17 protein-coding genes are annotated in these 17,647 nt (G+C 43.0%); 8 read left to right on the forward strand and 9 right to left on the reverse strand.

Annotation, left to right across the window (positions count from 1 at the left end; all coding sequences use genetic code 11):
* Positions 1-52: 52 nt before the first annotated feature.
* The gene (gene rpiA, locus FTT75_RS07115; protein WP_180075075.1) at positions 53-724 is read right to left on the reverse strand and encodes a ribose-5-phosphate isomerase RpiA; all 672 of its coding nucleotides are present in this window, start codon (positions 722-724) and stop codon (positions 53-55) included.
* Between the two features lie 104 nt (positions 725-828).
* On the opposite strand from rpiA, the gene ilvA reads away from it, so the two are divergent.
* The 3 genes from ilvA (at position 829) to FTT75_RS07130 (ending at position 4,523) form a co-directional block, all read left to right on the forward strand.
* Positions 829-2,367 (forward strand): threonine ammonia-lyase, biosynthetic, encoded by a 1,539-nt coding sequence (gene ilvA, locus FTT75_RS07120; protein WP_005171103.1) that lies wholly within the window; start codon positions 829-831, stop codon positions 2,365-2,367.
* A gap of 162 nt (positions 2,368-2,529) precedes the next feature.
* Positions 2,530-3,186, forward strand: a complete 657-nt coding sequence (locus FTT75_RS07125) for a TrkA family potassium uptake protein (protein ID WP_005171105.1) — start codon at positions 2,530-2,532, stop codon at positions 3,184-3,186.
* Positions 3,183-4,523 carry a TrkH family potassium uptake protein gene (locus FTT75_RS07130; RefSeq protein WP_180085323.1) on the forward strand — a complete coding sequence of 447 codons (1,341 nt, stop codon included), beginning with the start codon at positions 3,183-3,185 and terminating at the stop codon, positions 4,521-4,523. The genes FTT75_RS07125 and FTT75_RS07130 overlap by 4 nt, the downstream gene beginning before the upstream one ends.
* A 72-nt stretch (positions 4,524-4,595) precedes the next feature.
* Here FTT75_RS07130 and FTT75_RS07135 read toward each other — a convergent pair whose 3' ends face one another.
* The 3 genes from FTT75_RS07135 to FTT75_RS07145 all read right to left on the reverse strand — a co-directional run bounded on the left by FTT75_RS07135 (position 4,596) and on the right by FTT75_RS07145 (position 9,317).
* On the reverse strand, positions 4,596-5,738 hold the full coding sequence (locus FTT75_RS07135; RefSeq protein WP_180186171.1) for a phospholipase A: 1,143 nt from the start codon (positions 5,736-5,738) through the stop codon (positions 4,596-4,598).
* Positions 5,739-5,759: 21 nt separating this feature from the next.
* Positions 5,760-8,699 (reverse strand): insulinase family protein, encoded by a 2,940-nt coding sequence (locus tag FTT75_RS07140; RefSeq protein ID WP_180186172.1) that lies wholly within the window; start codon positions 8,697-8,699, stop codon positions 5,760-5,762.
* Positions 8,700-8,864: 165 nt separating this feature from the next.
* Positions 8,865-9,317 carry a GNAT family N-acetyltransferase gene (locus FTT75_RS07145; RefSeq protein WP_180096589.1) on the reverse strand — a complete coding sequence of 151 codons (453 nt, stop codon included), beginning with the start codon at positions 9,315-9,317 and terminating at the stop codon, positions 8,865-8,867.
* A gap of 277 nt (positions 9,318-9,594) precedes the next feature.
* On the opposite strand from FTT75_RS07145, the gene FTT75_RS07150 reads away from it, so the two are divergent.
* Genes FTT75_RS07150 through FTT75_RS07160 form a run of 3 tightly spaced genes read left to right on the forward strand, consistent with a single transcriptional unit; the run spans position 9,595 to position 11,557 of the window.
* Complete coding sequence (locus tag FTT75_RS07150; protein WP_180100870.1) at positions 9,595-10,599, forward strand: adenosine kinase; 1,005 nt, start codon at positions 9,595-9,597, stop codon at positions 10,597-10,599.
* 14 nt (positions 10,600-10,613) lie between these two features.
* Entirely contained in the window at positions 10,614-10,922 is a 309-nt protein-coding gene (locus FTT75_RS07155) for a Rieske (2Fe-2S) protein (protein WP_171304337.1), read from the forward strand.
* A gap of 20 nt (positions 10,923-10,942) precedes the next feature.
* Positions 10,943-11,557, forward strand: a complete 615-nt coding sequence (locus FTT75_RS07160) for an OB-fold-containig protein (RefSeq protein ID WP_005096777.1) — start codon at positions 10,943-10,945, stop codon at positions 11,555-11,557.
* A 65-nt stretch (positions 11,558-11,622) separates the two neighbouring features.
* Here FTT75_RS07160 and FTT75_RS07165 read toward each other — a convergent pair whose 3' ends face one another.
* Together FTT75_RS07165 and FTT75_RS07170 are read right to left on the reverse strand one after the other, a co-directional pair.
* Complete coding sequence (locus FTT75_RS07165) at positions 11,623-12,303, reverse strand: YidB family protein (RefSeq protein ID WP_005171114.1); 681 nt, start codon at positions 12,301-12,303, stop codon at positions 11,623-11,625.
* A gap of 98 nt (positions 12,304-12,401) precedes the next feature.
* A complete protein-coding gene (locus tag FTT75_RS07170) occupies positions 12,402-12,872 on the reverse strand; it encodes a DUF6231 family protein (protein ID WP_074382836.1) in 471 nt (156 codons plus the stop codon).
* A gap of 34 nt (positions 12,873-12,906) precedes the next feature.
* On the opposite strand from FTT75_RS07170, the gene FTT75_RS07175 reads away from it, so the two are divergent.
* Entirely contained in the window at positions 12,907-13,776 is an 870-nt protein-coding gene (locus FTT75_RS07175; protein ID WP_005096774.1) for a DUF2797 domain-containing protein, read from the forward strand.
* 63 nt (positions 13,777-13,839) lie between these two features.
* On the opposite strand, the gene FTT75_RS07180 is transcribed toward FTT75_RS07175, so the two are convergent.
* The 3 genes from FTT75_RS07180 to FTT75_RS07190 form a co-directional block, all read right to left on the reverse strand.
* On the reverse strand, positions 13,840-15,705 hold the full coding sequence (locus FTT75_RS07180; protein WP_180186173.1) for a SurA N-terminal domain-containing protein: 1,866 nt from the start codon (positions 15,703-15,705) through the stop codon (positions 13,840-13,842).
* 130 nt (positions 15,706-15,835) lie between these two features.
* The gene (locus tag FTT75_RS07185; protein WP_004786051.1) at positions 15,836-16,108 is read right to left on the reverse strand and encodes an HU family DNA-binding protein; all 273 of its coding nucleotides are present in this window, start codon (positions 16,106-16,108) and stop codon (positions 15,836-15,838) included.
* A gap of 157 nt (positions 16,109-16,265) precedes the next feature.
* Complete coding sequence (locus FTT75_RS07190; RefSeq protein WP_180186174.1) at positions 16,266-16,745, reverse strand: phasin family protein; 480 nt, start codon at positions 16,743-16,745, stop codon at positions 16,266-16,268.
* A gap of 203 nt (positions 16,746-16,948) precedes the next feature.
* Between FTT75_RS07190 and FTT75_RS07195 the strand changes: the two genes are divergently transcribed.
* Positions 16,949-17,599 carry a hypothetical protein gene (locus FTT75_RS07195; RefSeq protein ID WP_005171121.1) on the forward strand — a complete coding sequence of 217 codons (651 nt, stop codon included), beginning with the start codon at positions 16,949-16,951 and terminating at the stop codon, positions 17,597-17,599.
* Positions 17,600-17,647 lie beyond the last annotated feature (48 nt).

The following is a 17,647-nucleotide window of genomic DNA, read 5'->3' on the forward strand; positions in this document are numbered from 1 at the left end:
TAAAACTTCGCTCAGGGAGATTTAGGGGGATTTAATTTATAAAATTAAAGGATTAAACCGCAATACGTTCTTCAATACCGTCATTGGTTGCCACAATTGCGATGTCCGCTTTATTAATCGCAAAAATTCCGTTGCAGACCACGCCAGGAATATTGTTAAGCGTTTTTTCAAGCTCGAGTGCATTTAAGATATTCAGATTATGCACATCTAAAATCACATTACCATTGTCAGTCACGACACCTTCACGATATGCAGGATCACCGCCCAAAGAGACAATTTTACGTGCAACCGCAGAACGTGCCATAGGAATCACTTCAACTGGCAGCGGGAAATCGCGTCCTAATTGTCCGACCCATTTTGAATCATCCACGATACACACAAATTTTTTCGCAATCGATGCCACAATTTTTTCACGTGTCAGTGCTGCACCACCACCTTTGATCATATGCAAATGACGATCAATTTCATCTGCGCCGTCGACATAAGCATCTAGTCCGCCGACAGAGTTCATATCGACCACTTCAATGCCTAACTTCTTAAGACGTTGCGCCGTTGCTTCAGAACTTGCCACAGCCGCTTCTAACTGAAGTTCTGGCAATAAATCGATTAAAAAGTTAACCGTGCTTCCGGTACCTACGCCTAAAATGCCGCCTTTTGGTAAGTGTTTCAGAGCAGCACGGGCCGCTGCTTGTTTTTTCTCATCTTGGGTTGCATATAGACTCATGGCTTCACTCAACTATTTTGGACTTTTGCAGTATTTTCGAACCGCAAAGCCGTATGGTTTGTTACAATAAGCGCCTATTTTAAACTGTTAGATGGAAAATTAACATGCTGTCTCGTTTGGTTCGACAAATATTACAAGCAACGGTCTACGATGTTGCAATCGAAACCCCACTCGAAGCAGCACCACGAATTAGCGAACGACTCAATAATAACATCCGCTTTAAACGTGAAGATTTACAACCGGTTTTTTCATTCAAGCTACGCGGTGCCTATAACCGCATTAGTCAATTGCCGAAATCTCAACTGGAACGTGGTGTCATCACAGCTTCAGCAGGCAACCATGCACAAGGCGTGGCATTATCAGGTAAAAAATTGGGTATTCGCGCCATTATCGTAATGCCAAAAACAACACCAGATATTAAAGTCCAAGCGGTAAAACGCCTTGGGGGTGAAGTTGTTTTACATGGTGACTCATTCGACGTTGCCAACAAATATGCAATTCAACGTGCTCAAGAAGATGGCATGACTTTTATTCCGCCTTATGATGATGAGCTGGTGATGGCGGGTCAAGGTACCATTGCCAATGAAATTCTGCGTCAATGGCGTGATGTCGATTATGTATTTGTAGCGGTAGGTGGCGGTGGCCTGATCGCAGGTGTGGCAGCCTACCTGGGTGATGTTGCCCCGCATGTCAAAGTCATTCCGGTGGAATATGACGAATCGGCATGCTTAAAAGCAGCTTTAGAGGCCAATGAACGTGTCATTTTACCTTCTGTGGGTTTATTCGCTGACGGTACAGCCGTTGCACAAATTGGTGAAAAACCATTTGAAGTGATTCGCCTGCAAAAGTCAGATAATTCTGGCCCGATCGTAGAACCACATGTGGTACTGGTCAATACCGACGAAATTTGTGCAGCCATTAAAGATACTTATGACGAATGCCGCAGCATTGTCGAACCCTCAGGTGCTATGGCATTGGCCGGCATTAAAAAATATGTCGAAGAACATAAAATCGAAGGCAAAAATATGGTGTCGATTGTATGCGGTGCCAATATGAACTTCGACCGTTTGCGTTATATCGCCGAACGTACCGAACTCGGTGAACGTAAAGAAGCGATTTTTGCCGTGACGATTCCGGAACAGAAAGGTTCATTCCTCAACTTCTGTCGCGCTTTGCAAGGTCGCAATATTACCGAATTTAATTACCGTGCCAGTGATGTCTCTGCTGCTCAAGTATTTGTTGGGATCAGCTTAAAAAATGGTGAAAAAGAACGTCAGGAAATTTATGAAACGCTAAAATTCCAGTATGACGTCGATGACCTGTCTGATGATGAAGTGGCAAAACTGCATATTCGTTACCTGATTGGTGGTCATGCCGATATTGAAAATGAACGCCTGTTCCGGGTGGAATTTCCAGAACGTCCTGGTGCTTTATTAATGTTCCTGGAACGTCTTGGCCCAACGCATAACATTACCCTGTTCCATTACCGTAACCACGGCGCTGCGGAAGGGCGTGTTCTAGTGGGTCTGGAGGCGACCGATGCGCAGCAGAATCCGGATGGCTTGATTGAAACCCTTGAAACCATTACCTATCCATATCAGGAAATTACCAATAATCTGGGCTATCAGCGCTTCCTGAAGTAATTGTTAAAATATAGACCGCCTTTCGAGGCGGTTTTTTATGTGCAACTCAAAATCATGATCATACTATTTATCTCGGCATAGCTTGCTGAATAACAGCGCAATTTTTATGAAATTCTCTTACACTAAAATTGAGATGTAATAAAAATAGTTAGGACAATATTCATGGCATTATTTGCAGTGATTGGGCTGGGTAGTTTTGGTGCGACTGTGGCCACGCAACTGATCAGTCTGAATCATGAAGTGATCGGAATCGATCTGAATAAAAAATATGTAGAAAATATTTCTGATCAACTGACCCATGCTGTAATTGCCGATGCAACCGATGAGCATGTGCTGGATGAACTGAATGTGCAGCGTTGTGATGCCGTAGTCGTGGCGATCGGAGAAGATATTGAAGCCAGTATTTTGTGTGTATTGCACCTGAAAAATATGGGCGTCAAAAAAATCTGGGTAAAAGCCAAATCCAAATCCCATCACATGATTCTGACCCATCTCAATGTCGAGAAAATCATTCATCCTGAAGAAGATATGGGCGTGCGTGTGGCTCAGTCTTTAAGCTACCCGATGGTCAGTCGTTATATGGCACTGGAAGATGATCATTATATTGTCAAAATTGAGATTCATGCCGATCATCATGCTACGCCGCTCAACCAACTGATGAAGCACGCCCCTGAAATCACCACCTTATTACATAAGCGCGGATCAGTGGTGCAATACCAGGTCGCATCCGACCTGATTCTGCAGGAAGGCGATATTCTTGTGGTTGAAGGATTACTGGAGCCTTTACGCCATCTCGCCAGATATTTTAAAGCGCTATGAGAAGTTCTGACTTAAAGCAACATAGAACCATTAATCTCAGCCCGCCGAGTTTATTGGCCTTGGGTTTTCTCGGATTAATCCTGATCGGTTCACTGCTACTGATGTTACCTATTGCCCATCAGGGTGATATCAGCTGGTTGCAAGCCATTTTCACGGCTACTTCTGCGGTGACCATTACCGGACTGTCCGTAGTGAATGTCGGTGAAGCCTATACGGTATTTGGCCAGGTTGTCATTATGTTTCTGCTGCAATGCGGTGGATTGGGTTTTATGACTTTTGCCATTCTGGCAGTGATGAGTCTGGCACCCAAGATGGGGCTCAAACAGCAAGTCATGGCACAGGAATCGATTGGCCAGACCAGCCTGAAAAAAGTCAGTTTTACCATTAAAGCGGTATTTTTATATTCCCTGTTTTTTGAAGCTATCGGTACGCTGATTCTAACCTTGTCCTGGCTCAGAGAATATCCATTCAGTGAAGCACTCTTTTATGCTGCCTTTTATAGTGTGTCAGCGTTCAATAATGGTGGATTTTCGCTTTTTCCAAATAGCTTGATGAGCTTTTCAGGGCAGTATCTGATCACCTTTACCATCAGTATGCTGTATATCATTGGTGGTATCGGCTTTCTGGTGCTGATGGATGTCAAGCAACATAGACGCTGGCGCAAGTTAAGTACCAATAGCAAGCTCATTCTTTCGACGATTCTGGGGCTCAATCTGAGTGCGTTTATTGTACTATGGCTACTCGAAGCCTCTAATCCGCAAACTTTGGGCCTGATGAGTCTAGGCGATCAAGCCGTGAATGCCTGGTTCCATGCCACTGTTCCCCGCTCTTCAGGCTTTAATAGCTTACCGATGGAGCAAATGAGTGATGCATCGACCCTCGTCACCATGTTTCTGATGTTTATTGGCGGCGGCTCCTTAAGTACGGCGGGCGGAATTAAAGTCGGCACGTTTATTATTGTATTGATTAGCGTGATCAGTTTTTTAAGACGCGAAGATGAAATCCGTCTGTTTAATCATTCTATTCCCGAAAAAACCACATTTAAGGCACTGGCCGTGGTCTGTATTACAGCTGCCTTAATTGTGATGGGCTTTATGAGTTTATTAATTCTGGAACCTGAACATGACTTTCTCGATCTGTTGTTTGAAGCCGTGTCAGCAGCCTGCACGGTCGGCTTGACCCGAGGAATAACCGAAGAGCTGCAACCTGCCAGTTTGATTATTTTGATGCTGTTAATGTTTGCAGGGCGTTTAGGGCCACTGACTTTAGCTTATTTCATTGCTACCCCGAAAAAGAGCCGAATCAAACATCCGCCTTCAGAAATCCAGATTGGTTAAACCACCCAATAAAAAAACCATGCTACAGCATGGTTTTTTTATATTAATTCTAAAATGATGAAGCCTGGAAACTTAGAACCAGTTCATTAAGGAAACACCCAAGCCCACATAAGTGGCACGATGGTTATAATCAATCAGACTTTCGCCATAGCCATCAAAAAGCTGGAATTGACCACGTAAACGGCCACTGATCGGGAATGACCAGTCAAACTGGATTGCACCACGATTGTCATCACCGCCTTTTAAGGTATGACGCAGCATCAAGGAAAAATCATGCTCGTTATGACGATAAAAAGCCGTCATGTCGCCGCGTCCAATATAGTTCTTGATCTCGGGATTGTTATCGTCGTCACGATTCTCTTCAAAGCGATACCAAGGGCGAACCATCAGGGCAAAATTGTCTTTTTCAAAGCCCAGATTCAGCATGACGCGGTTCCAGCTACGCGACAACGGGTCAGAACGGCCATTGGACTGATGATTAATGGTTAGTCCCAACATACGCCAGTTAAGACCAAAAAGGTCATAATTGGTACGCAAAACAAAACTTGCTTCGGGCTCATAATTGGTTTCACGAAACGGACGTGACTCTTCCGAGTTATAGACCTGCCAACGTGAAGACTGAGTATAACCGAGCCAGAGATCCCCATTATTCCCCAGAATATTTTCAACCGCCTTGGTCTTTAAAGACAGTTGAAACTTAGCTTCAGTCGAGGTGAGATTCTGTTTCTCTGTCTCTATATTGTTGGGATTTTCACTCTCGGGTAATTCATTTTTCTTTGAAGTCCAAAAACCGGGCATCAGATAAATTGGCTGATAAGAACGGATGTTCCAGGTACCCAGTTTACTTTCCGGAGACAATTCCCAGCGACTATCCAGCAAAGACAGATTTGGTGTCAGCTTTGATCCTTCAGAAGCATAAATATTAGAAACGGTTTGTCCCATTCTGGCTTTTAAATTATCAGGTTCAGGCGCAATTTCTACTGCTGCACGACGTTCAGAAACGATCACCGGCTTATCGATAATCGCTATTTTAAACAAGCTATCATAACAGGCCAGACGTTCTGCACTGATTTCCAGTGCTGCACAGGCTTCAGCCGTTGCCGGCATGGGACTATTCACCACTATTTTTTCTTCCGCATTCACTTGCGTCCCAACTGTACAGCCCAGCACAACGCTCAGCTGCAGAGTTGAGCGCCTAAACGAATTAAGCGCCATCCCTTATCCTCATTTTTTTATTTATAGAACTTGTTGAATTACAAAACCAAGCTGCTCCAGCGTTTCACGTTTTGCCACTGGCGCCACGACTACCTTAGTAGCCTGCTGCTCAAGCAGATAAGTTTGTGCAACACGCTTTAAATCATCCAGTGTGACATTTAACAGACGTTCACGTAATTTCTTACGGAATGCTGGTGTACGCTGATGCAGATAGGCATAACATGCAGTGATTGCCTCGCCCGCTGGTGAACCCGGTTTATCCATACTGGCAATCAGACCCAGAATCGCTTCTTCCAGTTGATGCGGCTGTTGCGGCGCATTGAGTAACCACTGAATACTGGCATCAAAGTCCTGAAAGGTTTCTGCCAGACGCGGGTCACGGTAGCTGTAGAAACGGAATGAACAGGCATTGCCGTCATAGCTGGCACCACCGCCATAAGCACCACCTTTTTCACGGATTGCACTGTGCAGGAAGCCATTACGTAAATAACCCGCCAGCACCATCAAGGCAGCAGCATCAGGATGCGCCACTTCGACCGCCGGATAAGCAGCCGCGCAGAACTGGACATTGGCCTGAATTAACCAGGCTTCATGCTGATCATGCGTCACTTTTTCGATTTGAGTCAGTGCAACCGGTGCAGGATCAACCGCCAGTTTGTCCCAGACATTCTGGATTTCTTCAATCAAGCTATCAGATTGCGGCTCTTCACACACCAGCAGGAACTGCTTCGGGGCTTGCAACAAGACACGATGAATTCGTTTTAACTCGTCAATCAGCAGATCATATTCAGCCGGATCTTTTTCAATTTTAGAGACCAGCTCGATCAGCCAGTTTAATGCACCCAGACCAGTATTGTGATAATCACGCAATGCCAAGGCACTGTGCTGACGAGATGCAGATTGCATCGCATAGCTATGACCCGAACCGGAAATACGCGACTGCCAGCGTGTTTTACGCTGTTGTAACAGCTCAACAATACGGTCTTTCTCATCAAAACGTAGCTGTTCAAAACCGATTTTCAACAGACGGATCGCATCCAGATGATTAACCAGCGACTTGGTCGTCAAAGTCAACCAGGCACTGATCTTGTTTTTGTCATCGACTTTAGAACGCAAGGATGCGCCCATGCCCAGACCGCCACTCACCGCAGTTTGCAGCTGCTGGAATTCTAGATAATCATATTCGCCCGCACCGACTTCGCCCATCAGGATCGACAGCAGGTTGAAATACGGCGACTGCACCACTTCATCCGGAATATTGACCAGAACCTGTTGGTAATAAATACCATTGGTACCGGCATGATACAGATTCAACGGTGTATCGACCTGATTACAGATAATCTCACGTAACTGGCCCTGAACCACCTGTAATTCCGCAGGTACATCTTCCAGGCCAACTTTTGGCAACAAGTTCAAATCATCCGGAGTATCCTGACGCACATTCAATGCTTCAGTCTGGGCAATAATGTCTGCTTTCTGCTCTTCGGTCAGATTCTTGCCAATTTCAACCAGACGGGCTTTTTCATCGGCCGCTTCTTTGGCTGATTTCGTTGCATCCGGAATCAGCGTCAGTTGGACACGATGCGGATTATCCAGCAAATATTCTTTAATCAGATTGGAGAGCCACATTGGATCTTGCAGTTCTTCTTTAACCGCAGCAATGGCAGAATCCACATCCCAGACTTCGACCGGATCACGGTGATGAATCGCACTACCCAGACCGCTCAGAATCAGGCTCAGACCATAAGGCGTGCCATCGCCATTGATTTCACGCTGATGCAATTCAATCTGATGCAGGATTGCATCGACCATGTTCTGATCGACCGGTTTCGAGGCAACATCTTCCAGCACCTTGAACACACCATTTTTAAATTCTTCTGCATGTTCAGGATTTGAACCCTGCACCGCACAGTAGAAAGTCATCTCGAAATTAGAGTCATCCACGCCCATAAATGGACCGGTCGACTGGGCATAACCACAGGTTTCCAGATAATGACGCAATGGTGATGCAGAATCTTCAAGCAGAATCCCTTCGACTAAACGCATACCCAAACGCAGTTTAATATCACTGGCTTCAGGCAATAACCATGACAACACATGATAGGTCTTGTCCTGAAGATCTTCAGCATCGACTGCATAGCTGTCTGTAACGGTCAATGGTGCAGTCAAACGGGTTTCAGGCGTTGGATATAAAGTCTGACCTTTTTCAAATTTGGACAATGCCAGATTTTCAAACTGCTCTTGTAATTCAAAAGCGGTTTTATTGCCAAAGGTCATGAACACTGCATTACTTGGATGGTAATGTGACTTATAGAAATCAACTAACTCTTGGTAAGTCAGGTCAGGAATGTCTTTAGGATCACCACCAGAATTATAATGATACGTGGTATGCGGATATAAATGATGCGCCAGCGTATGATACAGCTGGTCTGAAGGCGAACTCATCGCCCCTTTCATTTCATTAAAGACCACGCCTTTATAGACTGGCTCGCCATTTTCCAGTTCAATGCGAATGCCTTCCTGAGCAAAATCCAGTGGATTCAGGTTCGCAGCAAATGCCGCGTCCATATACACTTCAAGCAGGTTTTGAAAATCTTTGCTGTTTTGCGTTGCAAATGGATAAGCCGTCCAGTCTGCCGCAGTAAAAGCATTCATGAAGGTGTTCAATGAACGGCGGATCATCAGGAAGAATGGATCGCGCACCGGGAACTTTTCTGAACCACAAAGTGCCGTATGTTCCAGAATATGTGCTTCGCCTTTAGAATCCATCGGCTGGGTACGAAACGCCACCAGAAAGACATTTTCATCGTGATTGGTCGCCAGGTGATAATGTGTGGCACCAGTCACTTTATGTTTATATTCAGACACAAAAATGTCTAAAGCTTCAACATGTTGTTGACGTAACAACTGAAACGCAGGATGTACAGTTTGAGAAATGGTTTCAGTGACATCTACAGTCATGCGATCTCCTAATGCTTTAATTAAAATAACTAAGGACATTATAGCTTTAGTTATCTGAATTATTCACGTTGAAAACCGAGGATTTTGATCGAATTAAGTAAACTTGATCATTTGAAAATTAAATCATCAAATTTACTGGCTAAGTCTGGCTCAACAGCCGCAAGATCACGAAATCAAATATTTGAAGTAGTTATAACTTGGATTATTTTCCACAAATACATAATTCTGTTTTTGATAAAAACTTGCAGCCAGTCGGGTATCTGTTTGCAGACATAAGGCCGAATAATGCGGAGCTGCCAACTGTTCCAGATAAGCCAGAAGCTGTTTACCGACCCCATGCAGCCGATATTTTGGATGGACATAAAAACGGCGCACACGACCAATCCGCTCTTCAATGCCATTATCGCCCCATTGCTGGTTTAGGCCACCACAGGCAATCAGTTTTTTGCCATCATGCGCGACCAGTAAATGTTCATTGGCTTGAGCAAAGCAGTTTTTACCGGTGCGATATTCTTCAATTAACTTATCCAACACATCTAAGCCTTCTTTGCGCGCCAGCGTTGCGAGCGCTTCGACTTGGTCAGGAAGTTGTTCAACTTTTACAATTTTAATATCCATATACGCACACTATTTGAAATGATTGTGAAGAATGATCTTCGCAGAACGACTTTAAAGTATCATGTCGAACGCGATATATCCTTATAAATAAAATTTGATGCTTAAATCAATGCTACAGCAACGTAGTGCATAAAAATAAGTCAAATCTTAGACCAAAGATAGTCACTGAATAAAATACAGCATTCTTGGAAAATATTTGAAAATGATTCAGCAAACTACAGCAATCCCAAGCAATCGTGTAAACTTGGCACTTTCATTTTTAATGTGATATTTAAACATGGCAAATGTTGATCTTTTTGCAATTGGTAATGCGCTGATTGACCAAGAATTTAAAGTGTCTGACGACTTTTTAACTGCACATCACTTGCAAAAAGGCACCATGCAGCTGACAGATGGTGATACTCAGGCCACGCTTTATCAAAATCTTCAAGCGACTCAAGTTTATAAAGGTCAGGCTTCAGGCGGTTCAGCAGCCAACACTACCGTGGCATTTTCTGCACTTGGCGGTTCTGCATTTTATGGTTGCCGTGTTGGTAATGATGAACTGGGGCAAATCTATCTGAAAGGTTTAAATGATGCAGGCATTCAGACCACAATCCAGTCGATCAGCGAAGGTGTAACGGGAACTTGTATGGTTCTGGTGAGTCCTGATTCTGAACGTACCATGCATACTTATCTAGGTATTACTGCTGAACTCACGGATCAACAAATTGATTTTAGTGCGCTAAATACTGCGAAATGGCTATATATCGAAGGTTATTTATCGACTTCTGAAACAGCACGCCATGCCGTCAAACAGGCACGTGAAATTGCCCGCGCTAACGGAGTTAAAATTGCTTTAACTTTATCGGATCCTGCCATGGTGCAATATGCGCGTGCCGGTCTGGATGAAATGATTGCAGAAGGTGTCGACCTGTTGCTGTGTAACCAGCAAGAAGCCCTGATGTATACAGAGACCGATAATATTGACGCGGCTCTAGTTAAGTTAAAAACACTCAGCCAACACGTTGTCATTACATTGTCAGCCGAGGGTGCACTTATTTCGGATCACGACAATACATTTAAAGTTCCTGGCCGCAAAGTTACTGCAGTAGATACGAATGGTGCCGGTGATGCATTTGCCGGGGCTTTCTTGTATGCCTTGAATGCCAACCTAGGCCTTAAAACTGCGGCTGAACTGGCGATTTTAATTTCCAGTCAGGTAGTTTCGCAATTTGGCCCACGTTTAGCGATTGAAGACTATGCGGCATTATTACAAGACTTTCAGAAGGAATGTGCTTAATGTTTAAAATTTGTATGACCGAAGATATTCCAGAGCGTGAAGCCCGAGCTTTTGAACTGGAGAATGGGGATATTATTTTTATTACTCAGCGCGATGGAGCCTTTTATGCCTATCAAAACCTGTGTCCGCATTTGCAAGTCGAGCTGGAATTTCTGGAAAACCAGTTTTTGGATCGTGATCAGGAATTTATTGAATGTTCAACGCATGGTGCACTGTTTTTGGTAGAAAGTGGTGAATGTATTTCCGGGCCTTGCCAAGGTCAATCACTTGAAAAAGTAGAAATTACCGTGCATTCTGATGGTGGAATTTACCTCACAGAATAAGACTTAAAACGGACTTCACCATGCCTGCATTTTTTCTAGACTATAATCTGATGCCTTTTCATCTCAGTTTATTGGCGATTATTTTGTTTGGCGTGGTGAAAACCATTGGTTTCTATTTTGGACTCAGATCCAGCAAATTTTTGCAAAAAATTTCACCTTATAATTTTCAACAATTAGACCTGTTGAATGTCAAATTCTCCAAAACCCTAATTGTATTTTTCTTTCTGATGAATTTCAGCTTTGCTGGCTATGTTTTACAATTCCTGATCTATTCTCAGGAGTTTGAGTTTCTGCCGGCTTATTATCTGATTATTCCGGCTTTAATTATTGCCACTTTTTTTACGATTTTCATGATTCATTGTCTGGATCAGGTCATTCCACCCAAATATAAAAAGAATAATGTCAATTTGCTCGGCCGTCTGGCAACGATTTCAAGTGGCAATGCCCGCCCTGGATTTTCTGCTCAAGCGCGGGTTCGAGATGAATATGGGCAACTGCATTATGTACAGGTAGAGCCAGAGTTTGGTGAACTGGGTTTTCAATCGCAAATTATTTTAATTCGTACCCGAAAATCTCATTATATTGCCAAAAAAATCTGTGACTCTAACCAGCTGTTTAGCCTGAACCTAGATTAGCGATTTTAAAGTCTGCATAGCATTAAAAAATCCCGACTCAAATCGGGATTTTTACATGATGGAATTTATTTTTTGAGAAGCCCTGAGACCATATTCAAGACATTTTGAATATCATTATTGGCTTCCTGCTTACTGGTCTGTTCACCCTGTGGCGTAAGTGAGTCAATAATCTGCGGCAAAACTTGTGAAATTGCACTATACACATCCTGTTTAGGCGCATGAGTTTGCTGTGCAACTTCTTCAATTTCCTGATCATCAAACAGATTTTGTACCTGCTGCGGATCGACATTGGCATTTTCACCCGGGCCAGTCGACACCCAGTCATCAACCTGACTATTCAACCCCTGTCCTTTAAGCTTATCCAATGCACCCTGTAAACCACCCTGTTTTTGAATCCAGGCCAGTACCAGAGGTAGCACCGCAATCAATAAGGTTTTGCCAGTCGAACCTCCTCCCAATCCTGAACGGGGTTGAGCAGTACTTTGACGATTTGCACCACCTAACTGACTGAGAACTGAACCTAAAATTGCACCCAAACCATTTTGTCGGGTCTGCTGGCCGGCTTGATTCTGCTGATTCTGATTGTGTTGACTCTGATCTTGTTGAGTCTGAGATTTATTCAAATGACCCAATACCGATCCCAGGATATCTGCCAGACCACCCTGCTGTGAAGATCGCTTTTGAGACTGCCCGCCACCCAATGCCTGCTTGGCCAATATTTCCACGATATTACTCAGATTCGTCATGCTCTATATCCTGTATGCATCATAGTTACAGAATACGGTCTGTCCTCATATTGTCTAGGCAGGATTGTGTTAATATTTGCAATTAAGCAGGCACAGGCTTACCAGCGAAATTTATCCCAGTTTTCCGGATTGGCCCAGAACTTGGAATTAAACCAGTCGGGCACATGCTTATAGGTTAAAATATTAAACTGCCACAGCGCAAAATCCGCCCCGTGCGTGGTCTTGTCAATCAGCTGGGTAAATCCCAAAGCTCTCAATAGTTTTTCATCTTGCAGCCGACTGATCACCACCAGACGTTTAGCAAATAAATCACGCAATTTCACCAAGATTTGACTCATGATCTGTTCAGACAAGTTTTCGGTTTCTATCGTATCCAGCATTACCACAGCCAGGTCATAACGCTGCTGAAAAGGCAGATTTAAAAAGCCAGATACGCTAAAATAGTGCCATTGAATAGATGGCTGAAACTGGACTTGCCTTAAGTCCTGCCCAATACAAATAGCAGTATGAATTGGCTGTTCCTGTGCGAAATCGTCTAGCATTGAAGTAATGACATTCTGCTCAGCCATAACTGCATCCTTATGATTTAAGTGAGTAATCTTTATGGAACTTCAGGGCATTTGCCATAAAATGCATGTCGGCCTCAAAGACCTTAGTGTAACTGATCAACAGATACAGCGGGCAAATGTTGAGTATAAATTAATTCTGGATCGTGCAGAAATCGATCTTCCATTTAATTTGGGCCAAGACATCGAGATTGAATGGACAGGGAAAATTTATTGCGTATCTTGTGGCAATAAAACCTCAAAATCTTTCTCGCAAGGTCACTGTTTTAAATGTTTTAAGACCAATGCTTCATGTGATATGTGCATCATGAAGCCAGAAACCTGTCATTATCATTTAGGCACTTGCCGCGAAGATGAATTTGCCCAGAATGTCTGCTTTCAACCGCATATTGTCTATCTAGCCAATTCCAGTGCATTGAAGGTCGGGATTACCCGTACCAGCCAAATGCCGACCCGCTGGCTGGATCAGGGCGCAACCCAAGCCCTGCCGATTATGAAAGTTGGCTCACGTCGCCTCTCTGGCAAATTGGAAGTCATGTTTGGTACGCAGGTCGCAGACAAAACAGACTGGCGCAAGCTGCTCAAAGGTGAAGCAGAACCACTGAATCTGATTGAAGTCCGTGAACAGCTGTTAGAAGAATTTGCACCTAAAATTCAAAGCATTCGTGAAGAATTTAATCAGAATCTTGAGTTTAATGAAAATATTGAAGTGCTTGAGCAGGAATTGGCACGCGAGTTTATTTATCCGGTCGAGCAATATCCAGAAAAGATTAAATCACATAATCTGGATAAAACTCCGGTGATTCGTGGCAAATTACAGGGTATTAAAGGTCAGTATTTAATTCTGGATACCGGTGTAATCAATATGCGTAAATATACCGGTTATGAACTGATTATTCGTGCTTAAACCCTCATTTGGCTAGAGCATAAAAAACCAGCCCGCAGGCTGGTTTTTTTATTCAAGATCGTCTTATTTGATTTTTGCCTGAGATTTCAGGTAGCGCGTATAGTCATCAAATTCTTGCTGACCACGAAGTTGCTGATACAACTTCACCAACTCACTACGTTGCTCTGCACTCAATACATCCACCGGGTTTTTCTTTACTTCTGATACCGCAACCACGACCAGCTCATTTGGCATTTTCGCTGTGGTCACTGACCAATGGCCTGCTTTTGGTGTCGGAAGACTAAAAGCGGCACGTTGTACATCACGTTTTAGCAAACCTTCAGCACGGGTATACACGCCAGCATCTTCAAAAATCAAAGCACCTTTGGCGACTGATGCAGCAGGTTTGGTTTTGAACTCATCCAGAGCTTTCTGAATTTTTGCTTTTGCCAAAGCAGCGGCTTTGTCTTCAATCAATTGAGCCTGAACACGCGGTTTCGCTTCTGCCAGTGTTTGTTCACCAGCTGCATGATAGTCACGCACCTTGATCCAGGCCACATCACCATTGGCCAACTGAATGCTTGATGAAGCATTACGATCACCATTTTTGACATCATCATTAAACAGTTTGACTTTAAGGTTGGCATCGCTCAACACTGGGTCACGGGTTGAAAGTTTTACTCCTTGGGCTTTCTGAACCTGCACGCCTTTCACTTCTTGTGTAACGACCTCCAGAGAATCACTTCCCACCACCATATCATTCAAGCTATTCACCGTATCGGAGAATGCATTGGATTTTTTAGCAGCCAAAACCTCTTCAGATAAACGTGCTTTTTGTGACTCAAAAGATGGCACAGCCACATCAGGTGATTGCACAGAAATAATATGATAGCCATAATCTGTTTTCACAGGAGCAGAGACCTGACCTGATTTTAAAGAGCTAACAGTCTGGTCAAATGTGCTACCAAATACGCCAGTTTCATAGACTGCAATTGCTCCGCCTTTAGACTTGGATTCAGGATCTTCAGAATATTGTGCTGCAGCCTGTGCAAAAGTGTTACCGGCTTTAATTTTCGCTGCCACTTCTGCAGCCAGTTTTTGTGCTTCAGCATCACTACGACTGTCCGCCGTAATCAAAATATGCTTCACCTCTGGTTTAACTGCCTGTTTTTGTATCGCAACAAAGGCTGTATACGCTTCCTGAAGCTCAGCATCTGTCACTGCCAAACCCTGTGCTTGAATATCACTTGGCTTCAACACCACATAGTCTACATCGACACTGGTCGGCTGTGTAAACGATGCCTTGTGCTGTTCATAATAGGCAGCGACTTCAGCATCGCTGACTTTGACATCTTGTTTATAACTGTCCAGATTAATACTGGAAATATGAATATGACGTTGTTCAGTCTGTAAATCGGCAATTTGCTGCATTTCGACCGGACTCACCAGTGGATAGTCCAGGAATGTCGAAGACAGCATTTTCAGCGCATGATCTTTACGCAAACTTTCGACTAAAGCACGATTGGTCATGCCAATTGATTTAAGATAGTTCTCATATAAAGCATCAGAGAACTTACCATCTTGCTGGAAAGTCGGCTGCTGGGCAATCATCTGTACAATTTGCTGGTCACTCAGGCTGATGCCTAATTCTTCTGCCTGTTGTAGCAATAAGGTACGTGAAACCAAAGTATCCATGGCTTTCTGGTCAATGAAGCTTTGATTCAGCAAGGTTTCATCGCCATTGGCATAACTGAGATATTGTTCTTTAAATGATTTCGTCAGTGACTCTAATTCTTTTTGAGATATTTCAGTTCCGTTCACGGATTTTGCCGCATCAGAGCTCCCGCCGCTAAAATATCCTTCAATACCTACAAGCGCTAACGGGGTCAAAAACAGAACGAGTAAAACTTTACCCAACCAACCCTTAATAACTTTACGAAAAGCTTCCATAAGTATTCCAATATTTTATTTGCAAAGGATTTTAACCGAAAATACCCATTGAATGAATGTGTTAATCATCACAATTTATTTTATCAATAAAAAACGCGCCAAAGAAGGCGCGTTTCATCGCTGGGTAAGCTTAAGCTACAGCGTCTTTTAAGCCTTTACCCGCTTTGAAGCTAGGCACTTTGCTTGCTTTGATCTCAAGAGTAGCGCCAGTCTGTGGGTTACGGCCAGTACGTGCAGCACGTTCTTTTACACCGAAAGTACCAAAACCGACCAAAGTAACTGTATCACCCGCTTTTAAAGCTTCAGTAACAGAAGCAATTGTAGCATCTAAAGCTTTACCTGCGTCAGCCTTAGATAATCCCCCTTTCTCTGCAATTGCATCAATTAATTCTGATTTATTCATGAAGATTACGTCCTCTTAATATCGTTTATTTAAGGTTCAAGAATTTGTTTAACATGCCATAACGCCTTTATAGCAATGCTTTAGGTATAAACGCAATACTTAAGAACCTCTTTTTTTTCAAAAAATATGCGAAAAAAACATTGAATAATAAATAAAGTCATTTTATTTGTGTTTTTTTCGACAATTCTTCCTGCATTTTTTCTTGTTCCGCAGTCAACTGATCAACCTTGGCATGTAACTGAAGGATTAAACGTTCCAAATGTTGTACATCCTTGAGTGTGACTAATCCTATACGATTCAATGAGTGCTGAACAGAGTTGTCGATCAGCTTTTCCACTTTATCTTTGGTCTCTGTGACCGACTCTTTGGCCTTTTCTGAGACCTTTTCTACAGTTTGATCTGCAATATCTGCAGTTTTAGACTCCAGTTCTTCTCCAACCTTGACCAGTGAGTCAAACAGTTTATTGCCTTCTTCTTCGGCACGTGAAAATGCTCCCAGTCCAGCCAGCCAGATCTGTTTGGTATATTTACGAAAATCAAGAGCCGATTTGCGCTCCGAAGCAGATTTGGACTTGGCTTTCATTGTTTTCTGGTTTAAAGCTTCAGCTGAGTCTTGTGCTGTTTTTGACTTGTCCATGTGCACGGCTCCTGTTTGTTTTCTGCGCAATTATTATAAATTATTCTACAAAATCACTGCATAATAGCAAATTTAGTACTTGATAGATTTGCTAAACTGTTCTACAAAGCAATTTATTTCAAGTCTAATTTGATTTAACCCTGAAATCTCTTCACAGGCAGGAAGCTTTTTCACTTTATATTTCAGGTAAGGATTGGTTGTATATGAGCGAATCGCAACAAAGTCAAAATCAACCGCATTTGTTGCTTACGATGACGTTAATTGTTTTAGAAACAATATTTACCTTCATTCTCAAGCATGATCGTGTCGTTGCATTACAAGCCAAGAAGTTTGTAGATGAAAATATCTCGATTAAAATCAATAGCTATATTCCATATTTCGACTTTTATGTGCAATTCACCACAAATGGTCTTTTATTTGACCATAAAGCACCGGGTCGCATTGTAGATCTGGATGTGCGTACCACACTCCCCGATCTGATCAAAATTTTTATTTTTGGCAATCGTCGTAGCATTCGTAGTATGCGCATTGATGGTCATCAGGTTTTGAAAGACGAATTTCGTGATTTATTAACAGTATTCAGCTTGCCAAAAGTATTAGCCGACTGGAAACACTGGCTGTCTGAAACACCCACTGATGAAACGGAAATTATTGCGTCCAAAAAGCGTATAGCACCACTCTTAAAGAAAATTGAAGAGCAGCGTTCCAAGATCAATACCTTGCAAGTAGAAGTCAAACAGTATAAAAACCGCCTGAAACGGATCGAACGCCGTCAAAAGCGCATTAATATTGTTTTTGGCCTGAGTAGCATACTTTTGATTACGTTATTAGTGTATAATTGGCTCAGTATCTAAATCTTTCATTATGAAAAAATTAAATCCCACTAAGGTCTACTAAAAATA

The sequence above is a fragment of the Acinetobacter sp. YH01008 genome (assembly GCF_013420435.1).
GTDB lineage: Bacteria > Pseudomonadota > Gammaproteobacteria > Pseudomonadales > Moraxellaceae > Acinetobacter > Acinetobacter pseudolwoffii.